This is a genomic window from Pseudoalteromonas sp. T1lg65, from assembly GCF_051930985.1.
In the GTDB taxonomy this organism is placed as follows: domain Bacteria; phylum Pseudomonadota; class Gammaproteobacteria; order Enterobacterales; family Alteromonadaceae; genus Pseudoalteromonas.
In genome coordinates, this window is record NZ_CP196837.1 from 252,207 (window position 1) to 272,500 (window position 20,294).

Below are 20,294 nucleotides of genomic sequence, written 5' to 3' on the forward strand. Positions count from 1 at the left end.
CCTTTTTTATGATATTGTCTTGCTAAAGTCACTCTCGTGAAGGAAAGTAAATGTATCAACATCAATGGCATAATGGTGAAATAATAAGCTTACCAGTAGGCAAAATCGTTTGTATTGGCCGCAACTATGTGGCGCACGCAAAAGAGCTAAATAATCCTGTACCTGATACGCCTTTACTTTTTATCAAGCCGAACACCAGTTTGCAGCCTTTTTCTGACACCCTCACACTCCCAGCGCATCTTGGCACACATCATTATGAAGCGGAGCTTGCGTTATTGGTTGGTGAGACAATTACAGCCAACACGCCTAATCCAACGCACCATCTTTGTGGGGTAGGGGTGGCGATTGATTTAACGCTAAGAGATCTGCAATCGGAACTAAAAGCCAAGGGACATCCTTGGGAGCGAGCAAAAGCCTACGATGGGAGTTGCCCAATCACAGGGTTTTATCGATTAGTACAAAGCGATGAGCTTCAGCTTGAAGCATATCGCTTTTGGCTTAATGGTGAATTAAAACAGCATGGTCAGCCAGAACAAATGATTTTTCCTGTTGAGCAACTACTTCGTGAGATCACCGCGTTTTTCACCTTACTTCCCGGTGATGTAGTGCTCACTGGCACACCTGCTGGCGTGGGGGCATTACAAGATCAGGATTTATTACAGTTACAATATGGCGAAAATAACGTGCTCACCGCGCAAGTCGCGATAAAATAAAATGAGAAAAACCCTAAACCAAGGAACTATGATGAAAATTAAGCCGTTAGGTACGCCTTTTTCGCCAACCGCGTGCAAAGTACTGCTTTGTGGTGGCGGAGAGTTAGGTAAAGAAGTGGTGATAGAGTTTAAACGACTTGGCGCCGAAGTCATTGTACTTGATAGATATGAAAATGCCCCTGCGATGCAAGTGGCCGATCGTAGCCATGTGTTATCTATGCTGGACGGTGACAAGTTAAAGCAAATTATTGAGCAGGAGCAGCCAGACTATATCGTGCCGGAAATTGAAGCCATCGCCACCGATAAGCTGGTGGAGCTGGAATCTCAGGGCTACACTGTGGTACCGACGGCAAAAGCAACCCAGTTAACCATGAACCGTGAAGGTATCAGGCGTTTGGCAGCTGAAGAACTAGGTTTAGCCACCTCTCCCTATCGTTTTGTGGATAGTTACCAAGATTTTCAAGCTGCGGTAGCCGAAATCGGCATGCCATGTGTGGTTAAGCCGATTATGAGTTCGTCGGGCAAGGGTCAAAGCGTGATCAAAACAGAGCAAGATATTGAACGCGCATGGCACTACGCCCAAGAAGGTGGACGAGCAGGACAAGGCCGAGTCATTGTGGAAGGCTTTGTTGATTTTGACTACGAAATCACCTTACTGACGGTTCGTCATGTTGCTGGAACCAGCTTCTGTGAGCCTATTGGTCACGTACAAAAAGACGGTGATTATCAACAAAGTTGGCAACCACAAGCGATGTCTGAACTCGCTTTACAGCGCAGCCAACAAATGGCGGCACAAGTGACCGAAGCACTCGGTGGACGTGGCCTATTTGGGGTTGAGCTATTTATCAAAGGGGATGAGGTGTACTTTAGCGAAGTGTCACCACGCCCACACGATACTGGGATGGTGACCTTGATCTCACAATCACTGAGCGAGTTTGCATTACATGCTCGGGCTATTTTAGGTTTACCGATCCCCAACATTGAATTGTATGGACCGTCTGCTTCGAGCGTTATTTTGGTAGAAGGTAAGTCAACGCAGCTGCAATTTAATCACGTGGCAAAGGCATTGGCAGAGCCACAAACAGATATTCGTCTGTTTGGCAAACCAGAAGTCGTGGGTAAACGCAGAATGGGCGTAGCACTGGCGAGATCAAGCTCTGTCGAAGAAGCTGTTGCAAAGGCCAAGCGGGTAGTAAGTTGTGTTGAAACCGTTTTGTAGAGAAGCAAAAAAGGGCCTCTCGGCCCTTGGTTGTTGCAGCAAGTAAGTCGAAAGAGTTGTCGCCTCTTTCCTGTTTGTTACAAAGAAAAGTCCAGTCCGTAGCTGACGTAGACCTTTAAATCGTCGTCAGCGTCTAAATCGGTTTTTACCAGACCAAAGGTGAAGCCTTGGGTCGATAAACTCACGCCATAATCGATGTAATTGTCGTCTTCACCCATCCACTCCATCACGGTGTCACCACTAGAGTGACCGAGGTGTAAACCAAGCTCTGCATCTTTAAAAACAGCAAAGCTGGCGGAAAGTTCAGCATAAAGCATGTCTTCTTCGCTGCTGGCGTCGCTTTGTGCAGTCGTTAAGTGGCTTAATTTAAAACTTAGGTTTTTCCAACCAACAGCTGCGTAGATTTCACCAAAATCAATGTTGCCAGTGGCATCTGGATAAGCGTAGTAGATGTATCCAACGTCCAAGTCTACTTCGTTAAACGTTGTAGCGAACCCCGCATATAAATCCAGTTCATAACTGGCACTAGTAGCCTCGCCAAAGTCGATATTCGAGATCCAAGTGCCAGCGTAAAAACCGGACTCGTTTGAGTAATCAAGCCCACCAGACACCGCCGCACCGTCGGCGCTTTGGGTCACGCCTCGCCAAAAATAGTTAGAACTGGCGGCAATATTGGCAGTGACTTCTGCTTGTGCAGAGATACAAAAGCACGCGGATAGGCCACTTAATACAAAAGCTAAACATTTGTTCTTCATCCGGTTTCCCCATAAATCGCTGAGTTGTTGTCATTGTTGTGCTGCGAGGTGCAGTTAGCGGTTATGTCAGCAAGGGCTAGGCCAAATTTGAAATGAGTTGGATTATTTATTCTATGTTTATCTTTTTTATGGAATTTAAAAGTCTCTAATGAGTGGTGTTATGATCTTAAGGGAATAAAAAATGCACGTTGATGGTGCAAATTGAGGCGAGTTGCACATTAATAACGCAACTCGCTGGATGTATTTATATCAATAACTTTAACCGAAAATGGTCCGCATAAGTGAGATGGTTTCGTCTACACTGCGGCCTTTTTCAACTTCTGCTACGATTGAATCGCGTTTGGCGCGAATATGCTCCGGGATATCATCATCTTGTAGTGCTCTATCAACTAGAGTTTCAGCGGATTCTTTGCCGCGTCTAACCGTTCTTTTTGAGCCTGAGCTCGATACTGAACGCTTTGGCTTGTGTAACAGCTTGAAGTAATTTGAGTTTTCAGCTGTGTCTTTATCAACATGATAAAACAAGCAAGGCAGTAATGCCTTTATCTCACTCAGCTGCTCTTCCAATTCGCTGTTAGGTGTTGCGTTAACGTACCAAGGCATGTTACGAATGGGCTCGACAATATCTTGCCAATAACGCTCAAAATCACGGTTATTGAGTTTTGCAATCCCCATAGCCTGGCAAAGTGGTTCTAACTTGCTTGACGTTATGGGGGTAAATACATCAGGTCTGCGCATCGCTAATAAACGGGTAGCCGGTGCTAATGTTGGTTTGTCTTGGCTTGCAGTAAACGCGGTTAAATAATACAGCACAAACTGCTGATAGTCGGCTTCTGAAACTTCGCCTTCAAGAGGGATAGCGCTGAGCGCTTCGTCAAATGCCCCTGGCAAGTCTTCTAATAGCTGGTGAAACGCTTTGGCGCTTTTTGTGGCGGCAAACCACTCTACATCAAACCGATAGACACTGGTGTCTAGACTGGCCGCGTGCTTCCCCGTAAATGCCAAGCGATCTTCTTTTATCATCTCTTTTAGTGGCGTGCCACGCAAAGGTTTAAGGTAGTTGATCAGTGCTAATTGCTCATCTAAAGCAAGTAAAGCGGCTTTGTCTTCAATAAAGGCGCAAATCATCGGCCAAGGTGCAATGCGAAGCGTTTTTAACTGTAAAAAGCTAATTGCTGAAATCAGTAAGTCTTGTAACTTTTTGACCGTAGGAAGTTGGTGGTCGTCTAATAAGTCAAAGTTGATACGATTTTTAGCGACATCAAGGAGTTCATAACACCAGCCAAGAAAGTCTTCTGGATGATTTTCCACTTTAACCGCCATTAGGTTCAGGCTGATCTCCGTGGCTTGCTTAAGAATGTTTTGGTAGATCTGACTTTCTTGTTCGCCCAAGGCCATTTTCGACGGTGAGATGAGCAGTTTTTTCATGCGGGTGTGATACTCCAAATTGCGATTAAAAACCAACCAGTAAAATATAGTTAACAGCACTAAAATCTGGCAAGGGCGTGGATCATACCGATTAGCAATGAGCTTGCAATGGAATTCAGTATATTTCTGTGTTTATTCATGAAGTATTGACCTGCAAGGTATATGATAAAGAGCACAGGTTATTTATAACTAAGGATAATTATGAGTCGGTTATTGAAAATTTTTGGTGCGCTTATCGCGTTACTTGTTATTTTAGTTATTGCACTGCCATTTATTATTCCCAAACAAGCCATTATTGATGAGGTGATCACCGAGGTACAAAGTAAGACGGGTAGAACTCTGGCAATAGATGGCGGCTCGTCCATCGGTATTTTGCCGAGCGTACATATTGAGCTAAATGATGTTCGCTTCTCTAACATGAAATCGGGTAGTCAGCCTGAGATGCTGAAAATGAAACAGCTACAGGTGCATATTCCTTTAATGAGTGCCTTGTTTGGCGATGCCAAGGTTGAGCGTTTTGTGATCAATGGGCCAGAAATACTGCTCGAAACCGATAAACAGGGGCGCGCTAATTGGCAGTTGATTACAACTAAGGAAGCAACTTCTGAACCTGAAACACCAAGCGAAGAAAAAACGACTTTGCCTACGGGTGTAGATATTAGCCTTGGCGAGGTGGCGTTGTATGGAGGCACAATCACCTACTTAGATGGACAAACCGACGCAAAACACACCCTTAGTGACTTGGATATCCGCGTAATATTAACTTCGTTATATCAGCCATTGGTTATCGAAGGCGAGCTAGTGTATCAAGAGCAGTCTTTCACCTTACAAACGAAACTAGATAATCCAGCAAAAGCCATTGAAGGGAATACTTTCAATGTAGAGCAGGCTATTAAGTCTGCGCTGTTTGAGCTTGACTACAAAGGGGAAATTGCAGAACAGGGTAAAACTATACGTGGTCAATTAGCGTTATCGGGTGATTCAATAAAGCAGCTTGCCAAATGGCAAGGCGTGGCGCTTAACGCGAAAGACAACGCGTTCAACGCATTTAGCCTTAACGCCAAGATGACATTGCAAGGACAAACCTTTAACCTTGAGTCGCTGCAGGCAAAGTTGGATGAGTTGGCTATAAACGGACAAAGCAAAGTGGTATTGGCGAGTAAACCTAATATTACCGCCAAAGTCGATTTGGGCATGCTTGATCTTAACCCGTACCTACCAGACCCTGTAGTTGCTGAACCTAAAACAGCAGACGAAAAACAGGCTGCTCAGCCTATTGTTTGGGATGATAGTGAAATAGATCTGTCCGTGTTAAATACCCTTAATGCGGATATTAAAATTAATTCAACAGGCCTACGTGCAAGAGAAATTAAGCTAGGTGAAAACCAAATCAGCCTCAAGCTTAAATCTGGTAAAGCAACTTTGGGACTGGATAAATTTCAAGCTTATGAAGGTCAGGGTAAAGGCAATATCGTTGTGAATGCGGCAGCGAAGCCCTATGCAATTAATACCGAGTTTGCCCTTTCCGCTATCAATGCAGAGCCGCTGCTGACAGACGCGATTGGTTTTGACAGAGTGCTAGGAAAAGGGAGTTTGAGTTGGGCACTGAATACTCAAGGTATGAGTCAAAAACACTTTGTGAGTGCATTAAACGGTAAGTTAGGATTTGAATTTAAAGATGGCGGCGTTAAAGGTGCTAATCTCGCTGAAATGGTCCGCAAGGGAAAAGAAATGCTTAAAGGTGATTTTACTTCTGTCTCTGAAGGGTTAAATGCCAATTTCGATCCGGAACAAAAAACCGACTTTTCAGCCATGCGTGGTAACTTTGTGTTCAACAATGGCGTTGGGACCAACAATGACTTCTCTTTGGCAAGCCCGTTATTAAGAGTATCGGGTAATGGCACTGTCGATTTGCCTAAAGCATTGGTTGATTATCGTGTTGTCACTGGCATTGTTGACACTATTGAAGGGCAAGCGAGCCAAGATGACAGTACCGGCTTCAAAGTGCCTGTCCGTATCAAAGGCCCATTTCACAAGGTTGAAACCAGTCTCGATCTAAAAGGTGCGGCTAAAGACAAAGCCAAGGATAAGATTAAAGACAAAGTTAAAGACAAACTCAAAGGGTTGTTTGGTGGCTAGCGCTTATTAACAGACTTTAGCTGTGGGTGATCGATAGGAGAGGGCGTAAAACATTCGCCCTTTTTTATGTGTGAGGGCAGATTTTCAGAAGGCGCGAAAACAGAAAAATAGTAGTTCTTTTATTGTTTTAAATACATTAATGTAAGTGTAATCCCATGTAATCGCCTTGGTATCGCCAATGTGTTTAGATGAGGGGGTCCTTAAAAATAAAATGAAGGAAACAGAAATGAGTCAACCTTTAACGCATCAGCATCCAGAGCCTCAACCTCCAAAATATACTCTCCGTTACAACGTCATTCCAAGCGAAACGGGTGATTGGCAAATTACTCCTGAGCAAAACGGCAACGGAGATGTTGTAGTATTAAAGCTTAAAAATGGTGAACAGGCAGTGCTGATTTATTCTTTATCGCCAGATAGTCGTGATCAGTGGAAGCTTGCAGAAGATGGCACCATGTTTACTAAAGCCGAAGATAACTTTAACTACAATTTGAACAGTGCTATTGCCGCAGACAATAACGCCGTTACGGTTACCATCACAGCGGTAAATACAGAACATACTTTAACAAAGGAAGACTTACATACTTTGGTGACTACGCAGGCAGCGAAGTCATGCACGCTTGTGTCTCGTGGACAAGCGACAGTAGGTTTTCGACTCGTTGCTAAACTTGCCAACGATAATGACTGTCCAGTAGCGACAGCTGTACGTTATTTCTCTCAAGATCCGGTTGTTATCATTGAGGATCCAGGCCCAGGCTAAGGTAATGTGACTTCGTTATTGCAAATGAAGTTAAAATTATGCTTCCCAAGCAAAGCGCTTAGTTTGGGTTCTTTGCAGAGCGGCACAAACCAAGGAAGCCTGTAAAAGTCAGGTTTCCATCCTCTTTCTAGACTTTGCTCTAAAGCAGAAATGGCAGACATATTTTCGCCTAGCCTCGTTAAGATTAGCGTTTTAACAAAATAAGCTTCAGCATTAGAGGGCTCTTGTCGAATGAGTTGCTCAATAATGCTTAACGCTCGTTGTCCTTCATTAATATGAACAAGTGCCTGAGAAAAATGCAGAGACGGAGTATTTTCTCTATTGTTCGAGACTATTTTTTCGTATGTTTCTTTTGCGGCGTTGGTTTTGCCGTTTAGATAAAGTAAGTCAGCATAATTTAGTAGTAACTTATCATTTTCTTGCGATAAGGCGCTTGCTTTTTCGGCGTACCGTAAGGCTTCAGCTAATTCACCTTGAAGTGACAGGGCAATAGACAAATTAGATAATGTCGTCACAGACTTTGATTGATTTGAGATTAGGATTTTGTAGAGCTTGATTGCTTGATCAATAAGCCCCTCCAGAAGATATACGTCTGCAAGCGTTTTATTCACCACGAAGTTATTCGGGGCAAGCTTTAGTGCCTGTTCCAGAAATGGAATTGCTTCTGAGTACTTTCCTTGTAGCGTCAAACCAATAGCTAAATTTCGTGTATTAGCCAATGTCGGTCTTAAATCATATGCTTGTTTAGTGTATTCAAGGGATTTATCTTTCAGTCCTATATTCTTGTAATAGGTTCCGGCCAATGCCAACTTTTCGTATGTATCTAAGTTGGAAGCTTCAATCTTATTCAGCAGTAATTTGGCGTTTTTTCTATCGTCTAGCAATCCATATACTTGTAACAGATCGATTAAATACGCAGAGCTAGTTTTATAGCTTTCAGGCGCATTGAGTAGCGTGCTTTTTAATCTAAGTAATACTCTAGGGTCTTTATATTGGGAAAAATGCCGGGTAGCAGCTTTTCGGTATAAAGTGTACAGAGGGATAAAATCAGCGTGAACAGCAATTAGTTTCTCTATTTGGTCAACTAACTCTTCTGGGCTATCGACTCCGGACTCGGAGCGCTCGTATATGACGGCATACTCCTGCAAGAAGCGCTTTGAATCATCGAGTAGACTTACTCTTCTTTGCCCTTTCGAAAAGATGGCTGTTAGAGACGAAATAGAAGCATTGAAAATTTCTGAGTAATTTTCGTTAGAGCTGGCGCTTCTTGCATTTCCCAATAAAGCAGCGCTTTTTCCATCTATGGACTCAAAATGCAAGTCACAGGTCGTTAAATTGCAACTCAATGAAGCTGAGACTAATTCATCTGCATTTAAGGCTGTCGCAATTTCCTTTACTGAAAAATTTTCTCCCAAAAGTAGTTTGGTTTGTCGCACTTCTGAGTCTGAGATCAGCACGTAATTGTTCTTTTCATAAAACACTTGCTTGATTGCATCATTTACTGCGAGACTCAACACTTCCTTCTGTGCTGCTGTGAGTGTGTTCGGCTCTCTTAGCTCTATTGGTAAGGCCGCGATATAAATCTTGGGCTTATTCTCAAGCCAATACCAATATCCCACAGTGATAATGCAAAATGCCACAGCTACGAGTGCTGAGACGCTTAACCATTTTTTGCGTGCTTTGGCCTTTTCGTGAGCTTTATTTAGTAACTCCATTTCCTCTAATGAAACAGTGGCTTCACTATTTTCATAACTCACAGACTGTAATATCTGTTTAAGTTGTTGGCTAACTTCTACCGCAGTTGCAGGTCTGGTACTTTTATCAAATTGCAAAAGCAGGTCTATAAGCTGAGCAAGGGTGGCGGGGATACCCAAAATACGCTTTGCACTAGCTTGCAATGGTTGGTACTTAATTTGCTCTGCAATAGATTTGTCAGACTGATCTTCAGCTTGTCCCGAATATGGATGGGTGCCGGCAAGCAATTGATAAGCAATTAAGCCAAAAGAGAACAAATCACTCCGCGTATCTAGTGGCTCGCTTCTTAACTGCTCTGGTGACATTGCGGTTAAACTGCCATAGCTACAATTGGCGGCTGATGATGAAGTGTCTTCTAATTGTGAGATGCCAAAGTCGGCGATTTTTGCGACACCTTGGTCATTAACTAGGATGTTGCCGGGTTTGAGATCTAAATGGAGAATGTTTTGCTGATGGGCGGCGGCAAGTCCATCAGCAATATGGCTCAATAACTCAATCTTTTGCTCAATACTGAGTATGTGAGTTTTGGTATAGTGCTGAAGCGTTGCACCCTGAACATATTCCATCTCTAGGCAAACTTGCCCGTCGCTTTCTAATACATCATATATCTGCACGATATGAGGGTGATTGAAGCGGGCAAGTAATCGAGCTTCATGTAAGGCATCTTGCTGGTTCTGTGGTGAAGAAAGGGATAGCATCTTGACAGCTACGCGGCGGCCAAGTTTTTTGTCGGTGGCTAGGTAGACTTTGCTCATTCCACCCTCGGCAAGCAAAACCACGTCTTGGTAGTATTCTTCTAACTTCAACACTAAGCAGCCATTCTCTTTGATTGTTCTGTCCAGTCTATCGCTATTCGTTTTCGATTAGAACTTATTGCGACATTATTCATTGCAAATAACAACATGAAATTTTTCCACTTTGTGTTGCCCATCGCTTTGAGTAGCTTATAGGGGCAAATCAAATTAAGGAAAATAGCATGTCAAAATTATATCACCGACTTTGTATTATAACGGCCAGTTTATGCTTGTTAAGCAAGCCTTGTACCATTTTAGCGACAGAAATCAGTGAAAACTTCACATATCCGAACCAGGCTAGCAACGCTGTAAGCCTTAGCTTTGATGATGCTTGGCCGAGTCAGGTCGAGGTCGGGGTGCCATTATTAAACAAATACCAAGTCAAAGGTACTTTTTATGTGATGCCTTTTCGAGTTGAAGAAAAGCTCGAACTTTGGAGAAAAGCGGTATCTCAAGGCCATGAAATTGGCAACCATACTAATGAACATCTCTGTACCGGTAACTTTGCTTGGTTAAGAGAGATGAACAAAGGGCTAGAGCAAGTAGACTTAGATTACGTAGAGCAAGATATCTTAAAAACCAACGACTATATTAAAGAAAAATTACGCGTACAGGCAAAAAGTTTCGCATACCCGTGTGGCAACACATTTGTTGGACGCGGAGAAAATGTTAAGAGCTATGTGCCCTTAATTGCAAAGCACTTCACAAGCGGCCGTACTTGGTTAGATGAAACGGGCAATCACCCTACATACACCGACTTTGCTCAGCTTACCAGTATTCGTATGGATGGTATAAGCTTTGACGAACTTAAACCGGTCTTAGAGCAGTTGCGGCACAATCACAGCTGGATCATTCTTGCTGGTCACAATGTGGGCGAGAAAGGCTTATATACGGTGGATCAAAAGATGCTCGAGCAGCTTATCGAGTATTTAAAAGACCCAAAAAACGGTTTTTGGCTTGATACGGTGAGTAACGTGGGTGATTACATCCGAAAACAACGAAATAAGTAACCATCTATTGCGACATTAAATTTGTATAATATTTATGCAAGTGGTTGAAATCATAACTGCTTGCCCAAACATCCTCTAACTGTAATGGGAACGTCACGTTAACGTACTAAATTAATTAAAAATTGAACTATCTTTAACGCGCCTTTGCTGATACAATTGCCCGCCCTTGAAAGACTAAAACCTAGTTTTTTGAGCGGAATTTAACCTAAATGCCTTGATTTTAAACAAGATCTCGGCGAGTTGTAACTACACCGGAGCTCATTAAGATGATCCAAATGCAAACTCAGCTGGACGTTGCTGATAACAGCGGCGCTCGCAAAGTGCAGTGTATAAAAGTCTTAGGTGGTTCGCACCGTCGCTACGCGTCAGTTGGCGACATCATTAAAGTTTCTGTTAAAGAAGCGATTCCTCGCGGTAAAGTGAAGAAAGGTGATGTTAAAAACGCGGTAGTTGTGCGCACCAAAAAAGGCGTTCGTCGTCCAGACGGTTCTTTGATCCGTTTCGATAGCAATGCTGCAGTTATTCTAAACGATAACCATCAGCCGATCGGAACTCGTATCTTCGGCCCTGTGACTCGTGAACTTCGTACTGAAAAGTTCATGAAGATCGTTTCACTAGCACCAGAAGTACTATAAGGAGTCGATCATGGCAGCAAAAATCCGTCGTGATGACGAAGTAATCGTACTAGCCGGTAAAGACAAAGGTAAGCGCGGTAAAGTGCTTTCAGTTGTTTCTGAAGCTGGCCGAGTATTTGTTGAAGGCGTAAACATTATCAAGAAACACCAGAAGCCTGTACCTCAGTTACAGCAAGCTGGCGGTGTTGTTGAAAAAGAAGCGTCTATCGACGTATCTAATATCGCGATTTTCAATGCCGAAACTGGCAAAGCAGATCGTGTTGGTTTTAGATTTGAAGACGGTAAAAAAGTCCGTTTCTTCAAGTCTACCGGTAAAACTATCTAATAGTTGGAGTAGACGATGGCGAAACTGCATGAAGTGTACAAAGACAAAGTGGTAAAAGAACTTCAAGAGAAGTTTGCTTACAGCTCTGTCATGCAAGTCCCTCAGATCGAAAAGATCACACTTAACATGGGTGTGGGCGAAGCCCTAGCTGACAAGAAGATTCTAGAGAATGCAGTAGCAGACCTAGAAGCTATCTCTGGTCAGAAACCTCTTGTGACTAAAGCTCGTAAATCAGTTGCTGGCTTTAAGATCCGTGAAGGTTACCCAATTGGCTGTAAAGTAACCCTACGCGGCGAGCGTATGTGGGATTTCCTAGAGCGTCTAGTCTCTATCGCGATGCCACGTATTCGTGACTTCCGCGGTGTTAGCGCTAAGTCTTTTGACGGTCGCGGTAACTACTCTATGGGCGTACGTGAGCAAATCATCTTCCCAGAAATTGATTATGATAAAGTAGACCGTGTTCGCGGTATGGATATCACAATCACTACTTCTGCGAAAACAGATGATGAAGGCCGTGCGTTGTTAGAAGCGTTCAACTTCCCATTTAAAAAGTAAGGGTAGGGTTATGGCAAAGAATTCAATGAAAGCGCGTGATGTAAAACGTGCTAAATTAGTAGCTCAGTATGCTGAAAAGCGTGCTGCGCTAAAAGCTATCATCAGCGATGTTAACGCATCAGATGATGAGCGTTGGGATGCAGTGTTAAAGCTTCAGTCTTTACCTCGCGATTCTAGCCCTTCTCGTCAACGTAATCGTTGTAACATTACGGGCCGCCCACATGGTTACCTTCGCAAATTCGGCTTCAGCCGTATCAAAGTTCGCGAAGCTGCAATGCGCGGTGAAATTCCTGGCCTTAAAAAGGCTAGTTGGTAATAGAATCACGGGAGTAAGACAATGAGCTTGCAAGATCCAATTGCGGATTTGTTCACACGTATCCGTAACGGTCAGTCTGCGAAGAAGGTATCTGTTTCAATGCCAACTTCAAAGCTGAAAGTAGCTATTGCTAAGGTACTAAAAGACGAAGGTTATATCTCTGACTTTGCAGTATCTGGCGACGTTAAGGCAGAATTGACTATCGAGTTAAAGTACTTCGAAGGCAAAGCTGTAATCGAAAACATCCAGCGTGTTAGCCGCCCAGGTCTACGTATCTATAAGAAACGTGACGAATTACCAAAAGTAATGGGTGGTCTTGGTATCGCTATCGTATCAACTTCTAAAGGCCTGATGACAGACCGCGCTGCGCGTACCGCTGGCGTTGGTGGTGAAATCATTGGCTTTGTAGCTTAATCGGAGGGGAACTATGTCTCGTATAGCGAAGGCTCCAATCAATGTTCCTGCCGGTGTTGAAGTTACAATTAACGGCCAGGACATCAAAGTTAAAGGCAAAAACGGTGAATTAACTCGCACAATCAACGATGCGGTTGAAGTTTCACTAAACGACAACGTTATCACTACAGCTCCTCGTGAAGTTGCTAATGCTTGGGCTCAAGCTGGTACTGCACGTGCGCTAATCAACAACATGATTGTTGGTGTTAACGATGGTTACGAGAAGAAACTACAACTAGTTGGTGTTGGTTACCGTGCGGCAGTTAAGGGTAAAGTATTAGACTTAACTCTTGGCTTCTCTCACCCTGTGAACTTCGAGATCCCTGAGGGTATCACTATCGAAGCTCCAAGCCAGACTGAAATTGTTGTTAAAGGCGCAGACAAGCAGTTAGTTGGTCAAACAGCTGCTAACATCCGCTCATACCGTGAACCAGAGCCTTATAAAGGTAAAGGTGTACGTTACGCTGATGAGCACGTGCGTCGTAAAGAGGCTAAGAAGAAGTAAGGTAAGACGATGGATAAGAAAACAGCTCGTCTACGTCGTGCTAAGCGCACTCGTAGAAATATTATCGAACAAGGCACAACGCGTCTTGTTATCCACCGCACGCCACGTCACATCTACGCTCAAGTAGTAAATGCTGAGGGTAATGTACTGGCTGCTGCTTCTACTGTTGAAAAAGCAATTGCTGAAACAGTTAAAGGCACAGGCAACGTCGAAGCGGCTCAAGCAGTTGGTAAAGCAATCGCTGAGCGCGTAGCTGACAAAGGCATCGAAAAGATTGCTTTTGATCGCAGTGGCTTTAAATATCACGGCCGAGTGAAGGCGCTAGCTGATGCTGCGCGTGAAGCCGGTCTGCAATTCTAGGAGTAGACAATGGCTAACGTAGAAGCAAAGCAAGCACAGCCTGATTTGGCTGAAAAGCTAATCGCGGTGAACCGTGTGTCTAAAGTGGTTAAAGGTGGTCGTATCTTTAGTTTCACTGCACTAACAGTAGTTGGTGATGGCGCTGGTAAAGTAGGTTTTGGTTACGGTAAAGCACGTGAAGTTCCTGCTGCTATTCAAAAAGCAATGGAAAAAGCACGTCGTAACATGATTACAGTTGATCTAAACGGTAACACGCTACAGCACCCAATCAAGGGTCGCCACGCGGGTTCAAAAGTTTATATGCAACCAGCTTCTGAAGGTACAGGTATCATCGCCGGTGGTGCGATGCGTGCAGTACTAGAAGTAACTGGCGTACAGAACGTACTATCAAAAGCATACGGTTCAACTAACCCGATCAACATCGTTCGCGCAACAATTGCAGCTCTAGAGAACATGAACTCTCCAGAGAAAATTGCTGCAAAGCGTGGTCTTAGCGTTGACGAAATCTTGGGGTAAGACACCATGGCAAATACAGTAAAAGTAACTCAAGTACGTAGCTCGATCGGTCGTTTACCGAAGCATAAAGCTACATTACGTGGCCTTGGTTTACGTCGTATCAACCACACTGTAGAGTTGGAAGATACTCCAGCAGTACGTGGTATGATCAACCAAGTTTCTTACATGGTTAAGGTTGAGGGGTAATTCGATGAACTTGAATACACTTTCACCTGCTGCAGGTTCAAAAACCGCTGGTAAGCGTCTTGGCCGTGGTATCGGTTCTGGTCTTGGTAAGACTGGTGGCCGTGGTCACAAAGGTCAAAAGTCACGCTCTGGTGGTAAAGTACGCGTTGGTTTCGAAGGCGGTCAAATGCCTATGCAACGTCGTCTACCAAAGTTTGGTTTTACTTCACGCAAGTCTCTTGTGTCTAAAGAAGTAAATCTATTCGAAATCGCTAAAGTTGAAGGCGATGTGGTAGATCTAAACGCGTTACAGGCAGCTGGTATCGTTAAAAAGAACATCCAGTTCGTAAAAGTTGTTAAATCTGGCGAAGTTTCACGCGCTGTTACCGTTAAAGGCATTAAAGTGTCTAAAGGTGCTCGCGAAGCTATCGAAGCCGCCGGAGGCAAGGTAGAAGACTAAGGAAGTACACTATGGCTAAACCAGGTCAAGATATGCAAAGTGCACAGAGTGGACTTGCGGAGCTGAAGCGTCGTTTACTATTCGTATTGGGCGCTATCATAATATACCGTTTAGGTTCATTTGTGCCGATCCCTGGGATTGACGCCGCTGTACTTGCCGAATTCTTCGAGCAACAAAAGGGCACCATCGTTGAAATGTTTAACATGTTCAGTGGTGGTGCGCTTGAGCGTGCCTCAGTACTCGCACTGGGGATTATGCCTTATATCTCTGCTTCGATTATTATGCAACTATTAACGCACATACATCCTGCGATGATAGAGCTTAAGAAAGAAGGTGAGCAAGGGCGTAAGAAAATCAGTCAGTACACGCGTTATGGTACGCTTGTGCTAGCTACTTTCCAGTCATTTGGTATTGCTTCAGGCTTACCGAATATGATGGACGGATTGGTTGTTAATCCTGGTATTGGTTTCTATTTCACCGCTGTTGTGAGTTTGGTAACTGGTACAATGTTCCTAATGTGGCTGGGCGAACAAATCACAGAACGTGGTATCGGTAACGGTATCTCGGTTCTGATTTTTGTTGGTATTGTAGCTAACTTGCCGTCTGCAATCGGTTCGACAGCAGAAATGGCGCGCCAAGGTGACTTGAATGTTCTTGTTTTAGTATTGATTGCAGTGATTGTATTCGCTGTCACTTATCTTGTTGTTTTCTTTGAACGTGGTCAGCGACGTATCGTCGTAAACTACGCAAAGCGCCAGCAAGGTAGACAGGTATTTGCAGCTCAAAGCACGCACTTACCACTGAAAGTGAACATGGCGGGTGTTATTCCACCAATCTTTGCTAGCAGTATCATTTTGTTCCCTGGTACAATTGCAAGCTGGTTCGGCCAAGGTGAAGGTCCAGTCGCTGACGTATTACAAGCTATCTCAGCTGTGTTGACTCCAGGTCAACCGCTATATGCGATGGTGTTGTCAGCAGCGATTATTTTCTTCTGCTTCTTCTACACTGCGTTGGTATTTAACCCGCGTGAGACAGCAGATAACCTGAAAAAATCTGGCGCTTTTATTCCAGGCATTCGTCCAGGTGAGCAGACATCTAAATACATTGATAAAGTGATGACACGTCTGACATTAGCAGGCGCTTTGTATATAACCTTTATCTGTCTGGTGCCCGAGTTTATGACCATGGCATGGCAAACGCCATTCTACTTCGGCGGTACATCAATCTTGATTATCGTTGTTGTGATCATGGACTTTATGGCACAAGTACAGACTCATATGATGTCACATCAATATGATTCTGTGCTGAAAAAAGCGAACCTTAAAGGCTACGGCCGATAAGGTCAGTTTACGGAGTTGAGTAATGAAAGTACGTGCTTCCGTTAAGAAAATTTGCCGTAACTGCAAAGTAATCAAGCGTGCAGGTGTTGTACGTGTGATCTGCAGTGAGCCAAAGCACAAGCAAAGGCAAGGCTAAGCAAATTAAGTCGTGCAGGCTGAGTAACTATACTTAGCCTGTTTCTTTGGTAAAACTTGAATGTCGGTTGGGTATCCTATACGGGCTTTCCAGCAAGATGATAATCAAGTTTATATAATAGGAGATATGTTAGTGGCCCGTATCGCAGGCATTAACGTTCCTGATCATAAGCATGCTGTTATCGGTTTAACAAGCATCTATGGTGTAGGTAAAACTCGCGCTAAGGCGATCTTAGCTGCGACTGGTATCGCTGAAACTACTAAAATCGGCGATTTAAATGACGAAGTTCTTGACATCCTTCGTGAAGAAGTTGGCAAGTACACTGTTGAAGGTGATCTTCGTCGTGAAGTTACACTAAACATCAAGCGTCTTATGGACCTTGGCTGTTTCCGTGGCTTACGTCACCGTCGTTCGCTTCCACTACGTGGTCAGCGTACAAAGACTAACGCGCGTACTCGTAAGGGTCCTCGCAAGCCTATCAAGAAATAAGGTGGGGTAAGTTATGGCTAAAGCACCAATTCGTCGTAAAAAGGTCAAAAAGCAAGTTGTTGATGGTATGGCTCACGTTCATGCGTCATTCAACAACACTATTGTGACCATCACTGACCGTCAAGGTAATGCTCTTTCTTGGGCGACTGCGGGTGGTTCAGGTTTCCGTGGTTCTCGTAAATCTACTCCATTCGCTGCACAGGTTGCTGCGGAGCGTGCAGGTGTTGCTGCACAAGAGTACGGTCTTAAGAACCTAGAAGTATTCATTAAAGGTCCAGGTCCAGGCCGTGAGTCTGCTGTTCGTGCATTGAATGCTGCTGGTTTCCGTATCACTAACATCACTGACGTGACGCCAATTCCACATAATGGTTGTCGTCCACCGAAGAAACGTCGCGTATAACAATAGGTTAGGAGAAAGAACATGGCAAGATATTTGGGCCCTAAGCTCAAGCTGAGTCGTCGTGAAGGTACTGACCTGTTCCTTAAAAGCGGCGTAAGAGCAATTGACTCTAAGTGTAAACTAGAAACAGCACCTGGTCAGCATGGCGCACGTAAAGGTCGTCTATCTGATTACGGTTTACAGCTACGTGAAAAGCAAAAAGTTCGTCGTATCTACGGTGTACTAGAAAAGCAATTCCGTAACTACTACAAAGAAGCTGCTCGCCTTAAAGGTAACACAGGTGAAAACTTGTTACAGCTTCTAGAGCAACGTTTAGACAATGTTGTATATCGCATGGGTTTTGCAAGCACGCGTGCTGAAGCGCGTCAGCTAGTAAGCCACAAAGCGATTATGGTTAATGGTCGTGTTGTTAATATCCCTTCTTTTGTAATTACTCCTGAAGATGTAGTAGTAATTCGTGAGAAGTCTAAAAAGCAAGCGCGTATCATCGCTGCTCTAGAGTTGGCTGAGCAACGTGAAAAGCCAACTTGGATTGAAGTTGACGGTAAGAAAATGGAAGGCACTTTCAAGCGTCTACCTGAGCGTTCTGATCTGTCTGCGGACATTAACGAACAACTAATCGTCGAACTTTACTCGAAGTAAAGTTAAGAGTTAAGAGAGGATAAAATGCAGGGTTCTGTAACCGAATTCCTAAAACCAAGATTAGTCGATATCGACGCTGTAAGCTCAACGCGTTCTAAAGTTGTTTTAGAGCCTCTAGAGCGTGGTTTCGGCCACACACTAGGTAACGCTCTACGTCGTATACTTCTTTCATCTATGCCTGGTTGTGCTGTGACAGAAGTTGAAATTGACGGCGTTTTGCACGAGTACAGCGCGAAAGAAGGCGTACAAGAAGACATCATTGAAATACTGTTAAACCTGAAAGGTCTGGCGGTATCCCTAGAAGGTAAAGATGAAGTTTTCCTTACCCTGGCTAAGTCTGGTGTAGGCCCTGTGACTGCGGCTGATATCCAGCACGACGGAGATGTGACTATCGCCAACCCTGAGCATGTTATTTGTCACCTAACGGCTGACAATAGCGAAATCAGCATGCGCATCCGTGTTGAGCGTGGTCGCGGTTATGTACCGGCGTCTAGTCGTTTATCCTCTGATGACGATGAGCGTCCAATTGGTCGTTTGATGCTTGACGCATCTTTCAGCCCAGTTGAGCGTATTGCGTACTCGGTTGAGTCAGCTCGTGTTGAGCAACGTACAGACTTAGATAAACTAATCATTGATATGGAAACGAACGGCACTTTAGATCCTGAAGAGGCTATCCGCCGTGCGTCAACAATCCTTGCTGAGCAATTAGATGCATTCGTAGATTTACGAGATGTTTCAGAGCCAGAAGAGAAAGAAGAGAAGCCGGAATTTGATCCGATTCTACTTCGTCCAGTCGATGACTTAGAGCTAACAGTACGTTCAGCAAACTGTCTGAAAGCCGAGCAAATTCAATATATCGGTGACTTAGTTCAGCGTACCGAAGTTGAGCTTCTGAAAACACCAAACCTTGGTAAGAAGTCTCTAACTGAGATCAAAGATGTACTAGCTTCTCGTGGTTTATCTCTAGGCATGCGTCTAGAGAACTGGCCACCTGCAAGCTTAGCTGAATAAGCTAAGTTACTATATTAGTTTAGTTAGAAGGATAGGGTCATGCGCCATCGTAAGAGTGGTCGTCAATTAAACCGTAACAGCAGCCATCGCAAAGCGATGTTTAGCAACATGGCTGGTTCTTTGGTGAAGCACGAAATCATCAAAACTACTTTGCCTAAAGCAAAAGAGCTGCGCCGTGTAATTGAACCTTTAATCACACTGGCTAAGACTGACAGCGTAGCAAATCGCCGTTTAGCGTTTGCTCGCACGCGTGATAAAGAAGTAGTTGGTAAATTGTTCACTGAGATTGGTCCTCGTTTTGCGGATCGTCCAGGTGGTTACACTCGTATTCTTAAGTGTGGCTTCCGTACAGGTGACAACGCGCCAATGGCTTACATTGAACTACTAGATCGCCCTGTTGCGAACGAAGAAGTTCAAGAAGACGCACAGTCTGCAGAGTAATTAGTCTTTATATAAAGACACAAAAAAGCCGAGCAACAGCTCGGCTTTTTCTTTATCTACGACCAGACTTTTTTCATTATACTTTCTCGCATTACGATTCAATTTATTCGCAACAATAGGAAAGTGTAGACTGGCACTTTACTAAAACCAGCTTCGGAAAGTTGTTTTAATAGCCTTTTAACTGTCATTCCTGCATTCAGACCTAAACGCAAATAGTTAGCAAATAGAAATATACTTATTCGGGTGTATAAAACTACTTATAAGTCAGGTTTCTTGACGTGTGCAGCAATCATATGTAGCTAATAAGATCATTTTCCGACATTTATTTGTTACTTAGACAGTGTTTTGTGTGCTTTTTGCTCGAACGCTCCGTTTTTACAACTTTTCTTAAAAAAACGCTTGCACTGAAATCGAATCTCCCTATAATGCGCTTCCACTGACACGGGGCAGCACGCTGAAAAGCAAGTGAGCAACGAGTTGGTTAAGTCAAATAAGACTTGAAGTTGAGCTTCGAAAAAGAAATTCAAAACAAGCATTGACAACAAATTGGGAATGTTTAAAATGCACATCCCTCGAAGCAAGAAAGTGTTTCGAAACCGGGTGACCGGAACCGTTCTTTAACAATATGAAGCAATCATCTGTGTGGGCACTCGTACAGATTGAGTTCTAACAGCAGATTCTAGTTCGCTAGATGACGCAAACAAATTTAGAGTCTCAATTGAACTGAGTGACCATAAGTTATTAAAAGATTCAGCCTTGAGCTGTTTTGATTTCACTTTTTTAAAAGTGAAAATAATAACGCACAGTCAATTCGATACCGAAAGGTATCAAAATCAGAATTCAATGAGCGCCGTTCTTTACTCTTTATAGAGTGAGAACAAAAAAACTTTTAATTGAAGAGTTTGATCATGGCTCAGATTGAACGCTGGCGGCAGGCCTAACACATGCAAGTCGAGCGGTAACATTTCTAGCTTG

General features: G+C 43.8%; 25 protein-coding genes and 1 rRNA gene (1 of these 26 only partly in view). 23 read left to right on the top strand and 3 right to left on the bottom strand.

What is annotated here, in order from left to right; genetic code table 11:
- Positions 1 to 50 precede the first annotated feature (50 nt).
- Together ACSLBF_RS01140 and purT are read left to right on the top strand one after the other, a co-directional pair.
- Positions 51 to 713 (top strand): fumarylacetoacetate hydrolase family protein, encoded by a 663-nt coding sequence (locus ACSLBF_RS01140; protein WP_440054807.1) that lies wholly within the window; start codon positions 51 to 53, stop codon positions 711 to 713.
- A gap of 31 nt (positions 714 to 744) precedes the next feature.
- Positions 745 to 1,932, top strand: coding sequence for a formate-dependent phosphoribosylglycinamide formyltransferase (gene purT, locus ACSLBF_RS01145; protein ID WP_440056176.1), 1,188 nt, complete (start codon positions 745 to 747; stop codon positions 1,930 to 1,932).
- A 77-nt stretch (positions 1,933 to 2,009) separates the two neighbouring features.
- On the opposite strand, the gene ACSLBF_RS01150 is transcribed toward purT, so the two are convergent.
- Together ACSLBF_RS01150 and ACSLBF_RS01155 are read right to left on the bottom strand one after the other, a co-directional pair.
- On the bottom strand, positions 2,010 to 2,687 hold the full coding sequence (locus ACSLBF_RS01150; RefSeq protein WP_440054808.1) for a TorF family putative porin: 678 nt from the start codon (positions 2,685 to 2,687) through the stop codon (positions 2,010 to 2,012).
- A 258-nt stretch (positions 2,688 to 2,945) separates the two neighbouring features.
- Positions 2,946 to 4,115 carry a hypothetical protein gene (locus tag ACSLBF_RS01155; protein ID WP_440054809.1) on the bottom strand — a complete coding sequence of 390 codons (1,170 nt, stop codon included), beginning with the start codon at positions 4,113 to 4,115 and terminating at the stop codon, positions 2,946 to 2,948.
- Between the two features lie 201 nt (positions 4,116 to 4,316).
- On the opposite strand from ACSLBF_RS01155, the gene ACSLBF_RS01160 reads away from it, so the two are divergent.
- Entirely contained in the window at positions 4,317 to 6,254 is a 1,938-nt protein-coding gene (locus ACSLBF_RS01160; RefSeq protein ID WP_440054810.1) for an AsmA family protein, read from the top strand.
- Between the two features lie 226 nt (positions 6,255 to 6,480).
- Entirely contained in the window at positions 6,481 to 7,011 is a 531-nt protein-coding gene (locus ACSLBF_RS01165) for a hypothetical protein (RefSeq protein ID WP_440054811.1), read from the top strand.
- On the opposite strand, the gene ACSLBF_RS01170 is transcribed toward ACSLBF_RS01165, so the two are convergent.
- Entirely contained in the window at positions 7,008 to 9,575 is a 2,568-nt protein-coding gene (locus ACSLBF_RS01170) for a protein kinase domain-containing protein (protein ID WP_440054812.1), read from the bottom strand. The two genes, ACSLBF_RS01165 and ACSLBF_RS01170, sit on opposite strands and share 4 nt — an antisense overlap.
- 167 nt (positions 9,576 to 9,742) lie before the next feature.
- Here ACSLBF_RS01170 and ACSLBF_RS01175 point away from each other — a divergent pair, with 167 nt between their 5' ends.
- The 19 genes from ACSLBF_RS01175 to ACSLBF_RS01265 form a co-directional block, all read left to right on the top strand.
- Entirely contained in the window at positions 9,743 to 10,570 is an 828-nt protein-coding gene (locus ACSLBF_RS01175; RefSeq protein ID WP_440054813.1) for a polysaccharide deacetylase family protein, read from the top strand.
- 266 nt (positions 10,571 to 10,836) lie between these two features.
- Positions 10,837 to 11,205 (top strand): 50S ribosomal protein L14, encoded by a 369-nt coding sequence (gene rplN / locus ACSLBF_RS01180; RefSeq protein ID WP_440054814.1) that lies wholly within the window; start codon positions 10,837 to 10,839, stop codon positions 11,203 to 11,205.
- A gap of 10 nt (positions 11,206 to 11,215) precedes the next feature.
- Complete coding sequence (gene rplX / locus ACSLBF_RS01185; protein WP_440054815.1) at positions 11,216 to 11,530, top strand: 50S ribosomal protein L24; 315 nt, start codon at positions 11,216 to 11,218, stop codon at positions 11,528 to 11,530.
- Positions 11,531 to 11,545: 15 nt separating this feature from the next.
- Positions 11,546 to 12,085, top strand: coding sequence for a 50S ribosomal protein L5 (gene rplE, locus ACSLBF_RS01190; protein WP_440054816.1), 540 nt, complete (start codon positions 11,546 to 11,548; stop codon positions 12,083 to 12,085).
- 10 nt (positions 12,086 to 12,095) lie between these two features.
- A complete protein-coding gene (rpsN, locus tag ACSLBF_RS01195; RefSeq protein ID WP_440054817.1) occupies positions 12,096 to 12,401 on the top strand; it encodes a 30S ribosomal protein S14 in 306 nt (101 codons plus the stop codon).
- A gap of 21 nt (positions 12,402 to 12,422) precedes the next feature.
- On the top strand, positions 12,423 to 12,815 hold the full coding sequence (rpsH, locus tag ACSLBF_RS01200) for a 30S ribosomal protein S8 (RefSeq protein ID WP_440054818.1): 393 nt from the start codon (positions 12,423 to 12,425) through the stop codon (positions 12,813 to 12,815).
- A 13-nt stretch (positions 12,816 to 12,828) separates the two neighbouring features.
- Positions 12,829 to 13,359 carry a 50S ribosomal protein L6 gene (gene rplF, locus ACSLBF_RS01205; RefSeq protein WP_099643707.1) on the top strand — a complete coding sequence of 177 codons (531 nt, stop codon included), beginning with the start codon at positions 12,829 to 12,831 and terminating at the stop codon, positions 13,357 to 13,359.
- Between the two features lie 9 nt (positions 13,360 to 13,368).
- Positions 13,369 to 13,719 carry a 50S ribosomal protein L18 gene (rplR, locus tag ACSLBF_RS01210; protein WP_440054819.1) on the top strand — a complete coding sequence of 117 codons (351 nt, stop codon included), beginning with the start codon at positions 13,369 to 13,371 and terminating at the stop codon, positions 13,717 to 13,719.
- Between the two features lie 9 nt (positions 13,720 to 13,728).
- Entirely contained in the window at positions 13,729 to 14,235 is a 507-nt protein-coding gene (gene rpsE, locus ACSLBF_RS01215) for a 30S ribosomal protein S5 (protein ID WP_440054820.1), read from the top strand.
- A 6-nt stretch (positions 14,236 to 14,241) separates the two neighbouring features.
- Positions 14,242 to 14,421 (top strand): 50S ribosomal protein L30, encoded by a 180-nt coding sequence (gene rpmD, locus ACSLBF_RS01220; protein WP_010378276.1) that lies wholly within the window; start codon positions 14,242 to 14,244, stop codon positions 14,419 to 14,421.
- Between the two features lie 4 nt (positions 14,422 to 14,425).
- Entirely contained in the window at positions 14,426 to 14,860 is a 435-nt protein-coding gene (gene rplO, locus ACSLBF_RS01225) for a 50S ribosomal protein L15 (protein ID WP_440054821.1), read from the top strand.
- A gap of 11 nt (positions 14,861 to 14,871) precedes the next feature.
- Positions 14,872 to 16,200 (top strand): preprotein translocase subunit SecY, encoded by a 1,329-nt coding sequence (gene secY, locus ACSLBF_RS01230; RefSeq protein ID WP_440054822.1) that lies wholly within the window; start codon positions 14,872 to 14,874, stop codon positions 16,198 to 16,200.
- Between the two features lie 22 nt (positions 16,201 to 16,222).
- Positions 16,223 to 16,336 carry a 50S ribosomal protein L36 gene (rpmJ, locus tag ACSLBF_RS01235; protein WP_002959476.1) on the top strand — a complete coding sequence of 38 codons (114 nt, stop codon included), beginning with the start codon at positions 16,223 to 16,225 and terminating at the stop codon, positions 16,334 to 16,336.
- Between the two features lie 132 nt (positions 16,337 to 16,468).
- Positions 16,469 to 16,825 carry a 30S ribosomal protein S13 gene (gene rpsM, locus ACSLBF_RS01240; RefSeq protein WP_440056177.1) on the top strand — a complete coding sequence of 119 codons (357 nt, stop codon included), beginning with the start codon at positions 16,469 to 16,471 and terminating at the stop codon, positions 16,823 to 16,825.
- Positions 16,826 to 16,838: 13 nt separating this feature from the next.
- Entirely contained in the window at positions 16,839 to 17,225 is a 387-nt protein-coding gene (rpsK, locus tag ACSLBF_RS01245; RefSeq protein ID WP_099643703.1) for a 30S ribosomal protein S11, read from the top strand.
- A gap of 21 nt (positions 17,226 to 17,246) precedes the next feature.
- Positions 17,247 to 17,867: a 30S ribosomal protein S4 gene (gene rpsD, locus ACSLBF_RS01250; protein WP_039611418.1), complete on the top strand. Its 621-nt coding sequence runs from the start codon at positions 17,247 to 17,249 to the stop codon at positions 17,865 to 17,867.
- Positions 17,868 to 17,891: 24 nt separating this feature from the next.
- Positions 17,892 to 18,878: a DNA-directed RNA polymerase subunit alpha gene (locus ACSLBF_RS01255; protein ID WP_440054823.1), complete on the top strand. Its 987-nt coding sequence runs from the start codon at positions 17,892 to 17,894 to the stop codon at positions 18,876 to 18,878.
- A gap of 39 nt (positions 18,879 to 18,917) precedes the next feature.
- Positions 18,918 to 19,319, top strand: a complete 402-nt coding sequence (rplQ, locus tag ACSLBF_RS01260) for a 50S ribosomal protein L17 (protein ID WP_440054824.1) — start codon at positions 18,918 to 18,920, stop codon at positions 19,317 to 19,319.
- 890 nt (positions 19,320 to 20,209) lie between these two features.
- Positions 20,210 to 20,294: ribosomal RNA gene (locus tag ACSLBF_RS01265) — 16S ribosomal RNA — on the top strand (it continues 1,448 nt past the right edge of the window).